This window comes from Microbispora sitophila (genome assembly GCF_014892245.1).
In the GTDB taxonomy this organism is placed as follows: Bacteria; Actinomycetota; Actinomycetes; order Streptosporangiales; family Streptosporangiaceae; genus Microbispora; species Microbispora siamensis.
Window position 1 is genome coordinate 320839 of record NZ_JADBGC010000002.1, and the last position, 16741, is coordinate 337579.

Here is a 16741-nt window from a genome sequence, read left to right on the forward strand (position 1 = left end):
CGATCATGCCTCCTGGGAGTCTCGGGACTCTGGGGACGGCACGCCCCTCGTTCGTTCTGTGCCCCCGCTGCGGCCGCGCATGAGCCATCCGCGCAGCCGTTCGAGCAGGCGGTCGACGTCGACGGGCTTGGGCACGTAATCGGAGGCGCCCGACGAGATGCTCTTCTCGCGGTCTCCCCGCATGACCTTCGCCGTCAGCGCGATGATCGGCAGGTCGGCGAACTGCGGCATCGTGCGGATGGCCGAGGTCGTGGCCCAGCCGTCCATCTCGGGCATCATGATGTCCATCAGCACGAGCGCCACGTCCTCGTTGCGTTCGAGCTGCTCGATGCCCTCGCGGCCGTTCTCGGCGTACACGACGGTCGAGCCGTGCCGCTCCAGCACGCTGGTCAACGCGAAGACGTTGCGGATGTCGTCGTCCACGATGAGGATCTTGGCTCCGGCCAGCGGGTCGTCCCCCTGCCAGTCGTGACCGTCCACGAGCGGCGCGTACTGGGGGAGCGGCAGGTCGGTCGGGAGGGGAATCTCCGGGAGGATGTCCTTGATGTGCAGGTCGGGCACCTCGTCGTCGCGGCCCTCCGGCTCCAGCGGCGTGGCGATCGCGCCGCCGTCGGGTGCGGCGAGCGGCCCGGAGTAGTTCGGGGGCAGGTACAGCGTGAAGGTGCTGCCCTCTCCGGGGGCGCTCTGCACGTGGATCTCACCGCCGAGGAGGCGGGCGATCTCCCGGCAGATCGACAGGCCGAGGCCGGTGCCGCCGTACTTGCGGCTGGTCGTGCCGTCGGCCTGGCGGAACTGCTCGAAGATCACTTCGAGCTTGTCCGGCGCGATGCCGATGCCGGTGTCCACGACCCTGAAGGCCAGCATGTCCTCCTGCGAGCCCTGCAGCTTCTCGTCCACGTACGGCACGTCGGCGGGCGCGCGGGTGACCTCCAGCCTGACCTCGCCCTCGTGGGTGAACTTCACCGCGTTGGACAGCAGGTTGCGCAGCACCTGCTGGAGCCGCTGCTCGTCGCTGCGAAGGTCGTTCGGCACGGACGGATCGACCTGGACCGTGAACGACAGGCCCTTGTCCTGCGCGAGCGGTGCGAAGGTGGCCTCCATGTAGTCGACCAGCGCGGACAGCGACATCGCCTGCGGGTGGATGTCCATGCGGCCCGCCTCGACCTTGGACAGGTCGAGGATGTCGTTGATCAGCTGCAGCAGAGCCGATCCGGCGTCGTGGATCGTCCGGGCGAACTCGACCTGCTGCGGCGTCAGGTTGCCCTCGGCGTTCTCCGTCAGCAGCTTGGCGAGCACGAGCAGGCTGTTCAGCGGGGTGCGCAGCTCGTGGGACATGTTCGCCAGGAACTCGGACTTGTAGCGCGAGGACACCGCGAGCTGCTCGGCCCGCTCCTCCAGCGTCCGCCGGGCCTGCTCGATCTGGAAGTTCTGGATCTCGATGGCGCGGTTCTGCTTGGCGAGCAGCGCCGCCTTGTCCTCCAGCTCGGCGTTGGACCGGCGCAGCTCCTCCTGCTGGCGCTGGAGCTCGTCGGAGCGCTCCTGCAGCTCGATCGCGAGCCGCTGCGACTCGGTGAGCAGGTCCTCGGTCCGGGAGTTGGCCATGATCGTGTTGATCGTGACCCCGATGGTCTCGACGAGCTGGGTGAGGAACGCCAGATGCACCTCGCTGAAATGCCTGAACGAGGCCATCTCCAGGACGCCGAGCACCTTGTTCTCGAAGAGGATCGGCAGCACGACGATCTGCGCCGGGTTCGACCGGCTGAGCCCGGTCTCGACCGTGATCGAGTCGATCGGCACGTTCTCCAGGATGATCTGCTTGGCCTCCAGGGCGGCCTGGCCGATGATTCCCTCGCCCAGCTCGAAGTTCGGCTTGGGGGACGAGCCCGGCTGGATGCCGTACCCGGCGATGAGGTTGAGCCGGCCGTCGTCGTAGAGGTAGCAGGCGCCGTGGCTGGCCGAGACGAGCGGGGTGAGCTCGCTCATGATCAGCCGGGCGACCTCCATCAGGTCGCGGTGGCCCTGCATCAGGCGGGAGATCCGGGCCAGGTTGGACTTGAGCCAGTCCTGCTCCTGGTTGGTCTTGGTCGTCTCGCGCAGGGTGGCGACCATCGTGTTGATGTTGTCCTTGAGCTGGGCCAGCTCGCCCGGCGCCTCCACCGTGATCGACCGGGTGAGGTCGCCCCTGGCGACCGCGCTGGTCACCTCGGCGATCGCGCGCACCTGGGTGGTCAGGTTGCCGGCCAGCTCGTTCACGCTCTCGGTGAGCCGCTTCCAGGTGCCCTCGACGCCCTCGACGCGGGCCTGGCCGCCGAGCTGGCCCTCGGAGCCGACTTCGCGGGCGACGCGGGTGACCTCGGAGGCGAAGGACGACAGCTGGTCGACCATGGTGTTCATGGTGCTCTTGAGTTCGAGGATCTCGCCCTGGGCGTCGACGTCGATCTTGCGGGTCAGGTCGCCGTTGGCGACGGCGGTGGTGACCTGGGCGATGTTGCGCACCTGATAGGTGAAGTTGTTGGCCATCGAGTTGACGTTGTCGGTGAGGTCCTTCCAGACGCCCGACACGCCGGGGACGCGCGCCTGGCCGCCCAGCCGTCCCTCGGTGCCGACCTCGCGGGCGACGCGGGTCACCTCGTCGGCGAAGGCGGACAGCTGGTCCACCATCGTGTTCATCGTGTCCTTGAGCTCCAGGATCTCGCCCTGGGCGTCCACGGTGATCTTCTTGGACAGGTTGCCCTGCGCCACGGCGGTGGAGACGACCGCGATCTGACGGATCTGCGACGTCAGGTTGTTCGCCATGAAGTTGACGTTGTCGGTGAGGTCCTTCCAGATGCCCGACACGCCGCGCACCTGCGCCTGGCCGCCCAGCCGTCCCTCGGTGCCGACCTCGCGGGCGACGCGGGTGACCTCGGAGGCGAAGGACGACAGCTGGTCGACCATGGTGTTCATGGTGCTCTTGAGCTCGAGCATCTCGCCCTGGGCGTCGACGTCGATCTTGCGGGTGAAGTCGCCGTTGGCGACGGCGGTGGTGACCTGGGCGATGTTGCGCACCTGATAGGTCAGGTTGTTGGCCATCGAGTTGACGTTGTCGGTGAGGTCCTTCCAGACGCCCGACACGCCCTTCACCTCGGCGCGGCCGCCCAGCTTGCCCTCGGTGCCCACCTCGCGGGCCACCCGGGTGACCTCGTCGGCGAACGCCGAGAGCTGGTCGACCATCGTGTTGAGGGTCTCCTTGAGCTCCAGGATCTCGCCCTGGGCGTCCACCGTGATCTTCCTGGACAGGTCGCCCTTGGCCACGGCGGTGGAGACGACGGCGATCTGCCGCACCTGTGAGGTCAGGTTGTTGGCCATGAAGTTGACGTTGTCGGTGAGGTCCTTCCAGACCCCCGACACACCGCGCACCTGCGCCTGGCCGCCCAGCTTGCCCTCGGTGCCCACCTCGCGGGCCACCCGGGTGACCTCCTCGGCGAACGCCGAGAGCTGGTCGACCATCGTGTTGACGGTGTGCTTCAGCTCCAGCATCTCGCCGACGGCGTCGACGGTGACCTTGCGGCTCAGGTCGCCTCGCGCGACCCCGGTCGTCACCTCGGCGATGTCGCGGACCTGCGCGGAGACGCGGTCGGACATCGTGTTGACGGCCTCGGTGAGGTCGCGCCAGCTTCCCGACATGCCGCGCAGATTGGCCCGGCCGCCCAGCTTGCCCTCGGTGCCGAGGTCGCGGGTGACCCGCGTCACCTCCGAGGTGAACAGCGAGAGCTGGTCGACCATGCCGTTGATGGCCTTGCCCAGGCGGCGCACCTCACCCCGGGCCGCGCGGTCCACGTCGATCCGGCGGGACAGGTCGCCCTTGGCCACCGCGTCGATGACGTCGGCGGCGCCGCTGACCGGTGTCACGATGGCGTCGATGAGGTCGTTGACCGAGCCCACGCTCTCCGCCCACGCGCCGACGCCAGGCCCGGGGCTCAGCCGTTCGGTGAAGCGGCCCTCCTTGACGATCTCGCGGCGCACCCGGGCCAGCTCGTTGGCCAGGTGTTCGCGGCGGTCGGCCACTTCGTTGAGCAGCAGCCGGATCTCGCTGAGGATTCCCGGCGGGGCGTGCGAGACGCGGCGGCGGAAGTCGCCGTCGCGCCATGTGATAAGAGTCTCCAGGAAGGGCACGAGATCGGATTCGCGATAGACCCGTTCGGTCCCGGCCAGCTCGGCGTTGGCGGGCGACATTTAGCCTCCTTTACCCCGACGGGGCTGACGCGACCAAGGCGTAGGGCCTCATACGGCCTGTCCAGCCGTGGACTCCATGCCAGTCTGTCACGTTCCGTGGGGTGCGGGGCCCCCTTGCTTGACCCGAGGTCAGGCGAAAGTGTGGTAAGCACAATGGTGGTGACAACTACCCCTCGAGCCGTCCTGGCGGCGTCCTTCACGCCAGGTGAGACGGCCGTACCCGAAGTGAAGCGGTTCACGCGCGAGGTGATGACGGCGTGGGCCGCGATGTCCGTGTACCCCGAGGCCGAACGCCTGGCGGGCGAACTGGTCGCGGAGGCCGCCGACGCGCCCTTCGAGGTCGTGTGGCTGCACCACGGCGAGTCCATCCAGGTGGAGGTGCGGGAGAAGACGGACGGCCAGGACTTCGGGCCGCCGGCCGACGCCGTCACGTGGGGCGTCACGTTCACCTCGTCGCTGCGCACCCGCTGGGCCCGCCTGGAACTGCCGGGCGGGGAGCCGGTCCAGAGCGACGAATGGCTGCTCGAGGCCGCGCACGGCCCGGGGTGGCTGGGCTTTCTCGCGGACGCGAGCGACCTGCTCGCGGGCACGCTCAACCCGGAGATGGTCCCGGCGATCATCGCGCAGATCGTGGTGCCGCGCCTGGCGAGCTGGTGCGCCGTCTACACCGACCAGGACGGGCTGGGGGAGCTGCGGCCCGCCTACCTCTGGCACGCGGACGAGACCCAGATCGACGCCATGCGCGACGAGCTGGAGGAGATCGCACTGCCGGCGGACGACGACCCCGCCGTGCTGCCGATGAGCGACTGGCAGGCGCTGGCCTACCCGCTGACCGCCCGGGGGCGGCGGCTCGGCGTGATGTGCCTGGGCCGGCGCGACCGCTTCCCCGACGAGGCGATGCAGATCGCCGAGGACCTCGGCCGGCGCGCGGCGCTCGCGCTCGACAACGCCCGTCTGTACGCGCAGCAGGCGGCGGCCAACCGGGCGCTGCAGCGCAGCCTCCTGCCGCCGGACGAGCCCACGACTCCCGGGCTCGACTTCCATGTCATCTACGAGCCGGCCGGGGAGAACAACGAGGTCGGCGGCGACTTCTACGACCTGTTCCCGATCGCGGACGGGGTCTGGCGCTTCGCGATCGGCGACGTCTGCGGCACCGGGCCCGAGGCCGCCGCGGTCACCGGGCTGGCCCGTCACACGCTCCGGCTGCTCGCCCGCGAGGGGTACGGCGTGGCCGCCGTCGTGGGCCGGCTCAACCAGGCCATCCTGGAGGAGGGAGAGCGCGCCCGCTTCCTGACGCTGTTGCACGGCCAGATCACGGTCGTGCCGGAGGGCCTCGACATCCGCCTCGTCTCGGCCGGGCACCCGGAGGCCCTGCGACTGCGGCCGAACGGCCTCGTCGAGGTCGTCGCCACGCCGCAGTCGCTGCTCGGGGTGTTCCCCGAGGCGAAGTTCCAGGAGGACAGCCTGCGCCTCACCCCCGGCGACGTGCTGCTGGGCGTGACCGACGGGGTCACCGAGCGGCGGTCGGGCGACCGGTTGCTCGACGACGACGGCGGCCTGGCCAAGCTGCTGGAGGAGTGCGTGGATCTGTCCGCCCGCGCGGTGGCCGAGCGCATCCGCCGCGCCGTGCAGGACTTCGCGCCCGAGCCGAGCGCCGACGACCTGGCCATCCTCGTCCTGCGCGCGCCCTAGACACTCCCTATGGCGCGGACGGCGAAGTCGATGGCCGCGGCCATCTGGTGGACCCGCTCCTCCACCACCGGCGTGCCCGGTCCGGTGTCGTACCGGTAGACGGAGGCCTCCCTGCCGTGGTCCGCCAGGGCCCGCACGTAGTGCTCGACCTGCCGCGCCGGGCAGCGCGGATCGTTCGCCCCCGTGAGGATCAGCAGCGGGGCCTCCACCATGTCGGCGTAGGTGATCGGGGAGGACGCGGCGTACCGCTCGGGCACCTCGGCCGGGGAGCCGCCCAGCAGCGCCCGGTGCGCCGCGCGCAGGCTTTCGGTCTCGTCCTCGTACGCCGCCGCGTGGTCGGCGATGGGCGCGGCGGCGATGCCCGCCGCCCACGACTTCGGCTGGGTGCCGAGCGCGAGCAGGGTCAGGTAACCGCCCCACGCCGTGCCGGCGAGCACGAGGCGGTCGGGGTCGGCGATGCCGCGCTCCACCGCCCAGTCGCGCACCGCCGCCACGTCGGCCAGCTCGATGTGGCCGACCTCGCCGCGCAGGGCGTCGCGCCAGGCCGAGCCGTACCCGGCCGAGCCCCGGTGGTTCACCCTGATCACCGCGAAACCGCTGTCGACCCACGCGGCGACCTGCGGCTGGAACGAGTCGTCGTCCTGGCCGCCCGGGCCGCCGCCGAACCCCGGCAGACCGCCGCGCAGGAGGAACACCGTGGGGTACGGCGCGGCCACCCGCTCCGGCCGGGAGACGAGGGCGTGGATGCGTCCTCCCGGGCCCTCCACGTCGATGTCCTCCAGGGGTACGGACGGCGGCGGCGTGCGTCCGGGGCTGAAGACCACATGGCCGTTGCTCGACTTGACGACCGGCGGGTGGGCGGCGCTCGACCAGGCGTACTCGACGGTGCCGTCGGGGCGCGGCGCGGCCGCCTCGATCACCCCGTGCGGGCTCTCGATCGGGGTGAGGCCGCCTCCGGCGAGGTCGTAGCGCAGCAGTTCCGTGCGTCCCCGCTGGTTGTGGATGATGAGCAGCGCCCGGCCGTCGTCGTACCAGTCCGCGGAGATCTCGCCGCGCACCCGCAGCCAGATCTCCCGCTGCTCACCGGTCACCGGGTCCCACACGAGCGGTTCGCGGCGGCCCCGGCGCTCGTGCAGGACGAGCAGGCGCCGGTCGCCGGGGACGGGGGCGAATCTGCCGCCGGTCACGCCCCTGCCCGGTCCGTCGTTCAGCTCGGCGACCGTGGAGCCGTTCGCCCTGATGACCCGTACGGCCGGGTGCAGGACGTTGCCGTGCTCGCTGTGGTTGACGGCGACGAGCGAGCCGTCGAGCGACATGTCCGCGACCGCGGCGTACTCGTGGTGGCGATACAGCGTGACCGGCTCGTTTCCGGGCCTGGCCAGCAGGATCTCGAAGCCGTCCCGGGAGGAGCGGCCGACGGCCGCGGTGCCGTCCGAGGCGAGCGCGAGCCCGCAGGGGTGGCCGGGCGGCATGGTCAGGGGCACGTCCGGGCCGCCCTGGAACGGCTGGCGCGACCACACGCCGTGCCCGTCGCCGTCCGTGTCGCCGTGTATGTCGCCGAACCACCAGATCCACTGGCCGGTGGGGTCGATCGCGCCATACCGGGTGCCGTGGGGGCGGTCGGTGACCTGGCGGGTCTGGCCGCTCGACCGGTCCCAGGCGTAGATCTCCCAGGAGCCCGAGGCGTTGCCGCGGTAGACGGCGCGGTGCGGCGCCTGGCGCGCCCACGTCGGCAGGGTCACCCGCGGTGCCCGGAACCTGGCCTGCCAGCGTTCCTCGGCCTTCATGCCGGCCCTCCCCTGCGCTCCTACGGGGTCGGGTTCAGTATGTCCCGCCGCACGCGACAATGCCTGACAAACAGGCGATGTCGGGCCACGAGTTCGGGCGGTGCGCCGGTCAGGACAGGTCGAGGCCGGCGAGCTGGGCGCGGCTGGCCACGTTGAGCTTCGGAAACGCCCGATAGAGGTGGTAGCTGACGGTCTTCGGGCTGAGGAACAACTGCGCGCCGATCTCCCGGTTGGTCAGGCCCCTGGCGGCCAGTCGCACGATCTGCAGCTCCTGCGGGGACAGCGCGGACAGCGTTTCCGTACGCGCGGCCGGGGAGCTGGTGTCACCGGTGGCACGCAGCTCGGTGCGGGCGCGCTCGGCCCACGGACGGGCGCCCAGCCGCTCGAAGGTCTCCCACGCGGCCCGCAGGTGCGGCCGGGCGCTGCCCTTGTCGCGCTCCCTGCGCAGGCGCTCCCCGAAGGCGAGCCTGGTGCGGGCCGCCTCCCAGGGGCGGCCCCTGCCGGCGTGGAGCCGTACGGCGGCGTCGAAGTCCTCGTGCGCCCGCTCCCAGTCGGTTTCGACCAGGGCACGGCAGCGGTGTAGGACGGCCAGCGCCCAGTCCTGTCCCGACGCCGTCGCCCACTCCTCGAACCGGCGCAGCGGCTCGCGCGCGGGCAGCCCGAGCCGTACGGCCGCCTCGATCTGGTCAGGGGCGAAGTAGACGGCCTGGATCTGGTGGCGCACCGGGCCGGTCATGGCGGCGTCGAGCCGGTCGAGAGCCTCGGCGAACCGGCCCTGCCCGAGGTCGAGCAGGGCCAGCGCCCACTCGGCCCACGCCAGGCCGTTGACGATGTGGTTGGCGTCGAAGCGGTCGCGTGAGCGGGCGGCCAGTTCGGCGCACCGGTCCGCCTCTCCGCGTACGGCCGCCGGCCACGCCAGCGTGCCCTCCAGGTAGCCCGCCCGGTTGCGCTGCCCGGTGCCGGAGGTGAGCCGCAGGCCCTCGGCCGCGGTGGCCTCGGCGTCCCTGAACCTGCCCAGATACAGCTCGGCGGCGGCGAGCGTGACGTGGACCAGGGGGAGTTTGCCGATGTCGCCGGCGGCCCGGCACTCCGCGGCCATGGCGGCCGAGATGTCGTGCCCGGTCCTGAAGTCGCCGACGAGCGGGGCGACGAAGGCCGCGTTGATCCGGAACGTGTGCGCGCCGGAGGTGATCCGGCCGCCCCTGGCGACCATGTCGCGCATGATGGGAAGCCCCTCCGCCGGTCCCTGCAGCAGCAGCACCGACGCGCCGGTCACGGCCTGGACGGCGGGGCCGAGCGGGGACAGCCGTCCTCCGGGCGCAGGCCGAGCTTGTGCAGGCGTTCGGCCGCCTCGGCGACCCTGGCCGGGTCGCTGAGCTGCCAGGCGTTGCGCGCGGCGTCGGTCAGCATGAGCCCGGCCGCGATCCGGTCCTGCCGCGCCTGCTCGTCGCAGCCCTCCGCGGTCGTGAGCGCGGCCAGCTCCTCCGCGCCCGCCATCAGCAGGTCGTGAGCCAGGTGCGGGGCGCCCTCGTCGAACGCGATCCTGGCACGCAGGTCGCACAGCCGCGCCCGGGAACGAGGGTCGGTGACCAGCGCGGCGGCGCGCTCGACCAGTTCCTTGGCCCGGCCGGCCTGGCCCGCGTCGGCGGCGGCGACGGCGGCCTCGGTCAGCCGCCCCGCCTTGAGCGCGTGGTCCTCGGTGAGCTCGGCGGCCCGCTCCAGTGCGGCGCAGGCCCCGGCGTTGCCGTCCCGCTCCCGGGCGCGCCGCGCGACCTGCTCCAGCGCCAGCGCTGCCGTCTCGTCGGGGCCGGTGGCGGCGGCGGCCAGGTGCCAGGCCCGCCGGTCGGGCTGATGCTCGAGCAGCCTCGCCAGGATCGCGTGGACCTCCAGCCGCAGATCGTAGGTGCCCTGCCGGAAGGCCGCCGCGCGCATGAGGGGGTGGGTGAAGGCCACCCGCCCGCCGTCGACTCTGACCAGGCCGGACCTCTCGGCCACGCCCAGGGCGGCGGGCGCGATCCCGAGCTCCCGGCCCGCCCTCACGATCACGTCCAGGTCGCCGCCGTCGGTCAGCGCGGTGATCAGCAGCGCCTTCTGGGCCTCCGGGGGCAGTTCGGCGATGCGGACCGCGTACGCCTGCTGGATGCGGGCGGGCAGCGGCAGTGGGCTCCGGTCGTAGGCGGGCAGGTCCGTACGCGGGAGTTCGAGCAGGGCGAGCGGGTTGCCGCAGCTCTCCTCGATGACGCGGTCGCGCGTGCCGGGGGCGAGTTTCGGCGCCGGCACGTTCACGGCCGTGATGGGACCCTCGGGGTCGGGCAAGTCGACGCTGCTGCAGTGCGCGGCCGGGCTGGACCGGCCCAGTGCGGGGCAGGTGGTCGTGGACGGCCGCGACCTGGCCGCACTCGGCGACCGGAAGCTGACGTTGCTGCGCAGGGACCGGATCGGCTTCGTGTTCCAGTCGTTCAACCTGCTGCCCTCGCTCACCGCGGAGCAGAACGTGGGCCTGCCGCTGCGGCTCGCCGGGCGGCGCCCCGACCGGGAGCTGGTGCGGCAGAGCCTGGGCGCCGTGGGCCTGGCCGAGCGCGCCGGGCACCGGCCCGCCGAGATGTCGGGCGGGCAGCAGCAGCGGGTGGCCATCGCGCGGGCGCTGGTCACCCGCCCCGCCGTGCTCTTCGCCGACGAGCCGACCGGCGCCCTCGACGCCAACACCAGCCGCGACGTGCTGCGCCTGCTGCGCACGCTGGTGGACCGGCAGGCCCAGACCATCGTCATGGTCACCCACGACCCCGTGGCGGCCTCGTACGCCGACCGGGTCGTGTTCCTGGCCGACGGCCGCGTGTACGGCGAGCTGTACGAGCCCACCGCGGAACTCGTCGCTACCCGGATGCTGCAGTTGGAGGCGTCGTGCTGAGGATCGCCTGGTCCACGCTGCGTACGCGCCGGATCTCTTTCGCGGGCACCTTCGCCGCGCTGGCGCTGGGCGCCGCCTTGATCGCCGCGCTCGGCCAGGTGCTGGCCTCCAGCGTCACGTCGCCGGCGCGGGGGCCGCAGCGGTACGCCGCCGCGCCCGTCGTGGTCGTGCCCGACGAGAGGCTCACCGTGGACACCTGGCGGGGCGGCAGCAGCGCGCCCCTGGCCGAGCCGCGCGGCCTCGGGGACGACCTGGTCGCCCGCTTCCCCGGCGCGGTGGTGGACCGGGTCTTCCCCGCGCGGCTCTCGGACGGGCCGGCGGCGGTGGGCAGGCCCTGGTCGGCCGCGCGTACGGCCCCGCAGGCGCTCGTCGCGGGCCGCGCGCCCTCGGCGAACGGCGAGATCGCGATCAGCGCGGAGACCCAGCCCGGGCGGCGGCGGGTGTCCCCCGGGACGCGGGTGCCCGTGGTCACCGCGTCCGGGATCGAGACGTATCGGGTCGTGGGCGTCACGACGGCGGGGCCGCAGCCCACCGTGTTCTTCGCCGACACGCAGGCCGCCCGGCTGTCGCCGCGCGTGGACGCGCTCGCGCTGTGGCGGCCCGCCGCCGAGGTGACGAAGGCGGTGGCGGGGGCGGCGCGGGTGCTGAGCGGGCAGGACCGGGCGCTGGCCGATCCGTTCCGCGAGGCCGACGAGCGGGCGCGCAACAACACCAACACGATCGTCGGCATCGCCGCCGGGTTCGCGGCATTCATCGCGATCTTCGTGGTCTCGTCCACGTTCGCGTTCGCGGTTGGGCAGCGGCGGCGCGAGTTCGCCCTGCTGCGGACCATCGGCGCGACGGCGCGCCAGGTCAGGCGGATGATGTACGGCGAGGCGGCCCTCGTCGCGGTGGCCGCCTCCGCGGTGGGCGCGTTCCTCGGCCCCCTGGCCACCCGGCCGATCCTCGACCGGCTGGCCGCGCTGGGGATGGCGCCGGAGTGGCTGACACCGTCGCGGTCGCCCGTGCCCGCCTGGGTGGCCTTCGGCACCGGAGTGCTGGTCGCCCTGGCCGGCGTGGCCGTGGCCGCGCGGAGGGCCGGGCGGGTGCGGCCCGCCGAGGCGCTGCGCGAGGCGGCGGTGGAACCCCGTGCGATGACGTGGGGCCGGTGGATCGCCGGGCTGGGCCTGCTGGGCACGGCGCTGGTCGGCATGGCGGTGAACGCCGTCGGCGATCCGGACTCGGCCACGAACAACAAGACCTTCATGCCGATCGTCATGCTGCTCATCGCCGCGCTGGGCCTGCTCGCGCCGGTCTTCGTGCGGCCCGTCACCCGCCTGCTCGTCGCGCCGCTGGAGCGGCTTCGCGGCGCCGGCGGCGTCGTGGTCGCGGGCGGGACGGCTGCCTCGGCCAGGCGCACCGCCGCCACGGCCGCGCCCGTCCTGGTCACCGTGGCGCTGGCGGCCTCGCTGCTGGGCGGGGCGGCGATGACCGACGCCGCCAAGTCGGCGCTGCGGACCCGGCCGGTGCGGGCCGACTATCTGGTGCTCCCCGACGGGGACGCGGGGCTGGACCGGCAGGTCGTCCGGCGGCTGCGGGCCATCCCCGGCGTGGACGTCGCCACCGAGACCGAGACCAGCGTGTACACGCTCGAGGGCGACACCCAGCTCATCCGGAGGCCCGCCCGGGCCGTCGAGCCGGGCACGCTGTCCACGGCGTTGTCGGTCCCGCTGGTCGCCGGATCGACGGCCGGGCTGCGCGACGACACGATCGTCGTCTCCCGGACCTGGGAGCTGAGCCTGGGGCAGCGGGTGCGCATGTGGGCCGCCGACGGCAGCCCGGTCACGCTGACGGTGACCGGTGTGCTCGGGGACGATTCGCCCGCCGACTCCTACGTCACGACCGCCCACGCCTTCTCCGCCCTGCCCTCCGCCGCGTACGTGACGGCGCGCCCGGGGGCGGCGGCCCCGGCCGTACGCGCCGCGATCGAGCAGGCTGTGCGCGGCCACAACGCCCGCGCGGTGAGCAGGGCCGAGTGGGTGCGGGAGTCCGGCGACCGGCAGGCCTCGGCCAGCCGGCTCGGCCTGCTGGCCGTGCTGGGGATCATGCTCTGCTACACCGTGATCGCGCTGGTCAACACGCTGCTGATGGCGGCCTCCGACCGGGCGGCCGAGCGGGGCGGACTGCGGCTGCTGGGAGCGACTCGGGCGCAGGTGCTGCGATACGTCGTGGCTGAGGCGCTGGCGGTGGTGGCGGTCGGAGTGGTGCTGGGGTTCGCGGCCACGGCGCTCGGCCTGCTGGGGCTGGAGGCGGCCCTGCTGCGCCTGGCCGGGGTGTTCGCCTTCGACGTGCCGTGGCGGCCGGTCGCCTTGGTGATCGGGATCTGCTTCCTGCTGGGGGCGGTCGCGGCGGTCGCGCCCACGCTCCGCACCAAAGGCGTGGCGATCCCGCGCTCGTGACCCGCGCCGCGTGGTCAGGTGGTCGCGGCCCAGCGCGTGATGTGGAAGGACGCGGTCACCGGCATGGGGTCGGGCAGTGCGGCGATCTTCGCGGCCAGTTCCTCCGGGCGGGTGTGCCAGGCGCTCGGGCCCATGCCGACCACCGCATCGACCTCGTCGTGGCCGAGGGAGAGCGCGATCTCCTCGGTCTCCTCCGCGATGCGGGCGAACCGGCCGCCCAGGGTGTCTTCCAGGCGGCGGTCCTTGTCCTCGTCCACGCTCAGCAGGCCGAGACGCTCGACGAGCGGGCTCAGGTGGCCGGGGCCGGGTGTGACGACGACCAGGGAGCCCCCGGGCCGCAGCACACGGGCGAACTCCTCCGCGTTGCGCGGCGCGAAGACGTTGAGCAGCACGTCCACGCGGTCGTCGCCGACGGGGATCGGCCGCCACACGTCCGCCACCACGGCGCCGATGCGGGGGTGCGCGCGGGCGGCCCGTTTCAGCGCGTGCTTGGACACGTCGATCGCGACGCCCACCGCGTCGTCGTCGAGCGCCGCGGCCAGGTAGTAACCGGTGCCCGCGCCGGCGTCGGCGACCACGGTGGCGCCCTCGCACATCCGGGCGAGGCGGCGGGCCAGCGGGCCGTAGTGGCCCGCCTCCAGGAAGCGCGCCCGCGCGGCCACCATGGCGGGCGTGTCGGCCGTGCCGGCCGGGCGGGTGAGCATGTTCACGTACCCCTGCCGCGCCACGTCGTAGGAGTGGCCGTGCGCGCACCTGACCGACCCGCCGGCCAGGTGGACCGCCGCACGGCAGGCCGGGCAGACGAGGTGATCGATGATGTCGGCGAGCACCCGTCCATCATCCACCCCTCGCGGACTGCGACCCGGCGACAAGTCGGCTGCAGGAGTACGGCAAGCCGGCGGAGGTTCCCTGGACACACAAGGAACTTCTCGAAGGGGAGACCGCGATGACCCGCACCCGCCGCCGCTGCCCGCGCTGCCGCACCGAACTCGACGAGGGCCCGATCCTCTACCGCTGCGCCCACTGCGAGCGCGCCGTCTACGCGGCCGACCTCGACCTCGACTACGCGCCCGTCCCGGCCGCCGCCCGCTGAACCGCGCTTCTTCTGTCGTGGGCGCTTCTTCTATCGTGGTGCGATGCCGCATGAGCCGAGAATCGTGGCCGGTGTCGAGATCATCCCGCTTTGCGATGCCGTGGGTCCCATGAAGGAACCGGTCCGCAAGCCGCTGCCCGAGATGTTCGCCGGTGCGATGTTCGAGCCCGGCGAGGAGTGGGTTCTGCACTTCCACTGCTACCTGATGCGGGCGGCGGGCCGTACGGTCCTGGTGGACACCGGGATCGGCGGTGCGGACGCGCCCGCGACCTGGGCGCCCCTGCCCGGCCGCCTCGGCGGGGAACTGGCCGCCGCCGGGGCCGCCCCGGCCGACGTGGACGTCGTCGTGCTGACCCACCTGCACAGCGACCACGCGGGTGGCGCGGTCACGAACGGCGCTCCCGCCTTCCCCAACGCCCGATACGTCGTCCAGCGGGCGGAGACCGAGTGGGCCGCCGGCCCGGTGCGCGAGCTGATCCTCGACCCTTTGCGGGACCGGCTCGACGTCGTCGACGGCGACGCCGAACCCGTACCCGGGGTCCGGGTGCTGCACGCGCCCGGCCACACGCCCGGCCACCAGTGCGTCGAGGTGGGTGATCTGGTGATGAGCGGCGACGCCGTGCTCCACCCCGTCCAAGTCGCCGATCCCTCGATCCCCTACGTGTACGACGAGGACCCCGACCTCGCCGTACGGACGCGCAAGGACATTCTCGCCCGGGCCGCCGTCCTCGCCCCCTCCCACTTCCCCGACCCCTTCGTGCACATGGGGTAATCGATCAGTCGCTCTTCGCTTATCTCATTGCCAGGCTCTCGCCGGTCAGGCGGGGGCCGGGGCGGGAACGGGGTGAAGGGTGGCGCGGCGGCGGGCGCGAGCGCGGTAGCGGATCACCTGTACGGCCCCGAGCAGCCAGATCGGATACTGCACGGCGAACGCCCAGCGGAAGTCGTTCTGCAGGTCCATGACGATCCCGACGAGCGCGATCAGGGACATCGAGGCGGCGAAGCCGCCGCCGTTGACGATGCCGGTCGCCACGCCGATGCGCTCGGCCGGGTTGAACGTGCGGGCGTAGTCGAAGCCGACCATCGAGCCGGGGCCGTTCGTGGCGAGGGCCAGCATGAGCAGCCCGAGCGTCCACAGCGGGGCAGGGCCGGGCCACAGGAGGACGAGCGTCCACGCGCCGGCCGTGGCGCCGATGACCGTGAGCACCATCCACGAGCGGCGCAGCGGGAAGCGCCCGGCGAGGTGGCCGAGCAGCGGCCCGCAGCCCATCGCGAGCAGCGTCAGCGTGGTCAGCAGCACGCCGGCCGTACGCGGGGACAGGCCCTGGCCCTGCACGAGGAAGGGATAGCCCCACAGGATCGTGAAGGCCGCGGACGAGCACTGGGTGGCGGCGTGGGTCCACATCCCGAGGCGGGTGCCCGGCTCCGCCCAGGCCGCCCGCACGCCGAGCGCCGCAGGCGCGCGTTCCGGCCGCCGGTCGCGCAGGAAGAGGCCGACGGCGGCCAGCGCCACCACCCCCAGGCCCCCCGCCCACAGGAAGGTCGGCGTCCAGCCGTACGCGTGCAGCGAGGTGATCAGCGGCACGGCCGACACGACCGCGCCGAACTGGCCGAGAATGCCGGTGAGCTGCACGATCAGCGGGTTGCGGCGGGGCGGGAACCAGACGTTGACCACCCGGATCACGCTGATGAACGTCATCGCGTCGCCGCAGCCGACCAGCACCCTCCCGGCGACGGCCGCCCCCAGACCGGTGGCGACGGCGAACAGTAGCTGGCCGAGGGCCATGACCGCCGCGCCGATGAGCAGCATGCGCTTGGAACCCAGGCGGTCGACCAGGACGCCGACGGGGATCTGCATGGCCGCGTAGACGAGCAGTTGCAGCATGGCGAGGGTGGACAGCGCCGCCGACCCGACCCCGAACCTCGTCGCCGCGTCGATCCCCGTCACGCCGAGCGACTGGCGGTGGAAGACCGCGACCATGTACGCGAGCACACCGGCGATCCAGTAGATCAGGGCTTTGCGACTGTTCTCACCCGTATGCACCACGTGGACATATTTTACCGTTATGTGCCTCTTGCCCCTTGCGTGACCCCCACCACGTGTGCGCCGGAACGGGGTTGCCGTAGTACCCGGGAAAGATCTGGCGGACAAGGGCGAACGTTGGGCGAACGGGCGGGACAGGCCTTGGCCCAGCTCGGTCAGCTCGTCGCTGACCTGCGGCGGGGTGGTCGGCTCCACGGTGCGCTCTACCAGCCCGTCGCGGACCACGCGGCGCCGCCTTTCGGCCCTCTGGGGCATGTGCCGTGGGAGGCGTTCGCGGCCAAGGTGAGCGGTGAACTGGCCGGCGTCTACCACCTGACCCGGCGGGTGTTGCCGGTCATGCGCCGACGGCGGTCCGGCCGGATCGTCTACCTCTCCGCCACCGCCGCCGAGCTGATCACCGGCAGCGCCGCCCACCCCATTGCCAAGGCCGCCGTGAACGCCTTCGCCCTGCAGGTAGCCGGCCCAGTTCCCCACGGCTTCGTGAGCCTCGGAACAGGGAGCGCGGCTCAGCACGGACGGTCCATGTGAAAGAGGCCGGGGAACGGCGACGCGCCGGAACGGCGT

At 72.8% G+C, this 16741-nt stretch carries 12 protein-coding genes; 6 read left to right on the forward strand and 6 right to left on the reverse strand.

From position 1 onward, the window contains the following. Positions 1 to 3: 3 nt before the first annotated feature. Positions 4 to 4215 (reverse strand): HAMP domain-containing protein, encoded by a 4212-nt coding sequence (locus tag IL992_RS04760; RefSeq protein ID WP_193202063.1) that lies wholly within the window; start codon positions 4213 to 4215, stop codon positions 4 to 6. Positions 4216 to 4440: 225 nt separating this feature from the next. Between IL992_RS04760 and IL992_RS04765 the strand changes: the two genes are divergently transcribed. After that, positions 4441 to 5907, forward strand: a complete 1467-nt coding sequence (locus IL992_RS04765) for a PP2C family protein-serine/threonine phosphatase (RefSeq protein ID WP_319018342.1) — start codon at positions 4441 to 4443, stop codon at positions 5905 to 5907. Here the strand turns inward: IL992_RS04765 and IL992_RS04770 are convergent. The 3 genes from IL992_RS04770 to IL992_RS04780 all read right to left on the reverse strand — a co-directional run bounded on the left by IL992_RS04770 (position 5904) and on the right by IL992_RS04780 (position 9980). Further along, a complete protein-coding gene (locus IL992_RS04770) occupies positions 5904 to 7694 on the reverse strand; it encodes a S9 family peptidase (protein WP_193202065.1) in 1791 nt (596 codons plus the stop codon). The two genes, IL992_RS04765 and IL992_RS04770, sit on opposite strands and share 4 nt — an antisense overlap. A 109-nt stretch (positions 7695 to 7803) precedes the next feature. Beyond that, a complete protein-coding gene (locus IL992_RS48220) occupies positions 7804 to 8970 on the reverse strand; it encodes a helix-turn-helix transcriptional regulator (RefSeq protein ID WP_193202066.1) in 1167 nt (388 codons plus the stop codon). Further along, on the reverse strand, positions 8967 to 9980 hold the full coding sequence (locus IL992_RS04780) for an ATP-binding protein (RefSeq protein WP_193202067.1): 1014 nt from the start codon (positions 9978 to 9980) through the stop codon (positions 8967 to 8969). The genes IL992_RS48220 and IL992_RS04780 overlap by 4 nt, the downstream gene beginning before the upstream one ends. Here IL992_RS04780 and IL992_RS04785 point away from each other — a divergent pair. Continuing rightward, on the forward strand, positions 9931 to 10602 hold the full coding sequence (locus IL992_RS04785; RefSeq protein ID WP_193202068.1) for an ABC transporter ATP-binding protein: 672 nt from the start codon (positions 9931 to 9933) through the stop codon (positions 10600 to 10602). The two genes, IL992_RS04780 and IL992_RS04785, sit on opposite strands and share 50 nt — an antisense overlap. Then, positions 10596 to 13040, forward strand: coding sequence for an FtsX-like permease family protein (locus tag IL992_RS04790; protein ID WP_193202069.1), 2445 nt, complete (start codon positions 10596 to 10598; stop codon positions 13038 to 13040). The genes IL992_RS04785 and IL992_RS04790 overlap by 7 nt, the downstream gene beginning before the upstream one ends. 14 nt (positions 13041 to 13054) lie before the next feature. Here the strand turns inward: IL992_RS04790 and IL992_RS04795 are convergent, their stop codons facing one another. Beyond that, positions 13055 to 13870 (reverse strand): putative RNA methyltransferase, encoded by an 816-nt coding sequence (locus tag IL992_RS04795; protein ID WP_193202070.1) that lies wholly within the window; start codon positions 13868 to 13870, stop codon positions 13055 to 13057. 116 nt (positions 13871 to 13986) lie between these two features. On the opposite strand from IL992_RS04795, the gene IL992_RS04800 reads away from it, so the two are divergent. Further along, positions 13987 to 14133, forward strand: coding sequence for a hypothetical protein (locus IL992_RS04800; RefSeq protein WP_193202071.1), 147 nt, complete (start codon positions 13987 to 13989; stop codon positions 14131 to 14133). 109 nt (positions 14134 to 14242) lie between these two features. Continuing rightward, on the forward strand, positions 14243 to 14905 hold the full coding sequence (locus tag IL992_RS04805) for an MBL fold metallo-hydrolase (protein WP_226872316.1): 663 nt from the start codon (positions 14243 to 14245) through the stop codon (positions 14903 to 14905). 45 nt (positions 14906 to 14950) lie between these two features. On the opposite strand, the gene IL992_RS04810 is transcribed toward IL992_RS04805, so the two are convergent. Further along, a complete protein-coding gene (locus tag IL992_RS04810; protein WP_319018343.1) occupies positions 14951 to 16180 on the reverse strand; it encodes an MFS transporter in 1230 nt (409 codons plus the stop codon). A 138-nt stretch (positions 16181 to 16318) separates the two neighbouring features. Between IL992_RS04810 and IL992_RS04815 the strand changes: the two genes are divergently transcribed. Continuing rightward, complete coding sequence (locus IL992_RS04815; RefSeq protein ID WP_193202073.1) at positions 16319 to 16705, forward strand: SDR family oxidoreductase; 387 nt, start codon at positions 16319 to 16321, stop codon at positions 16703 to 16705. Positions 16706 to 16741: the final 36 nt, after the last annotated feature.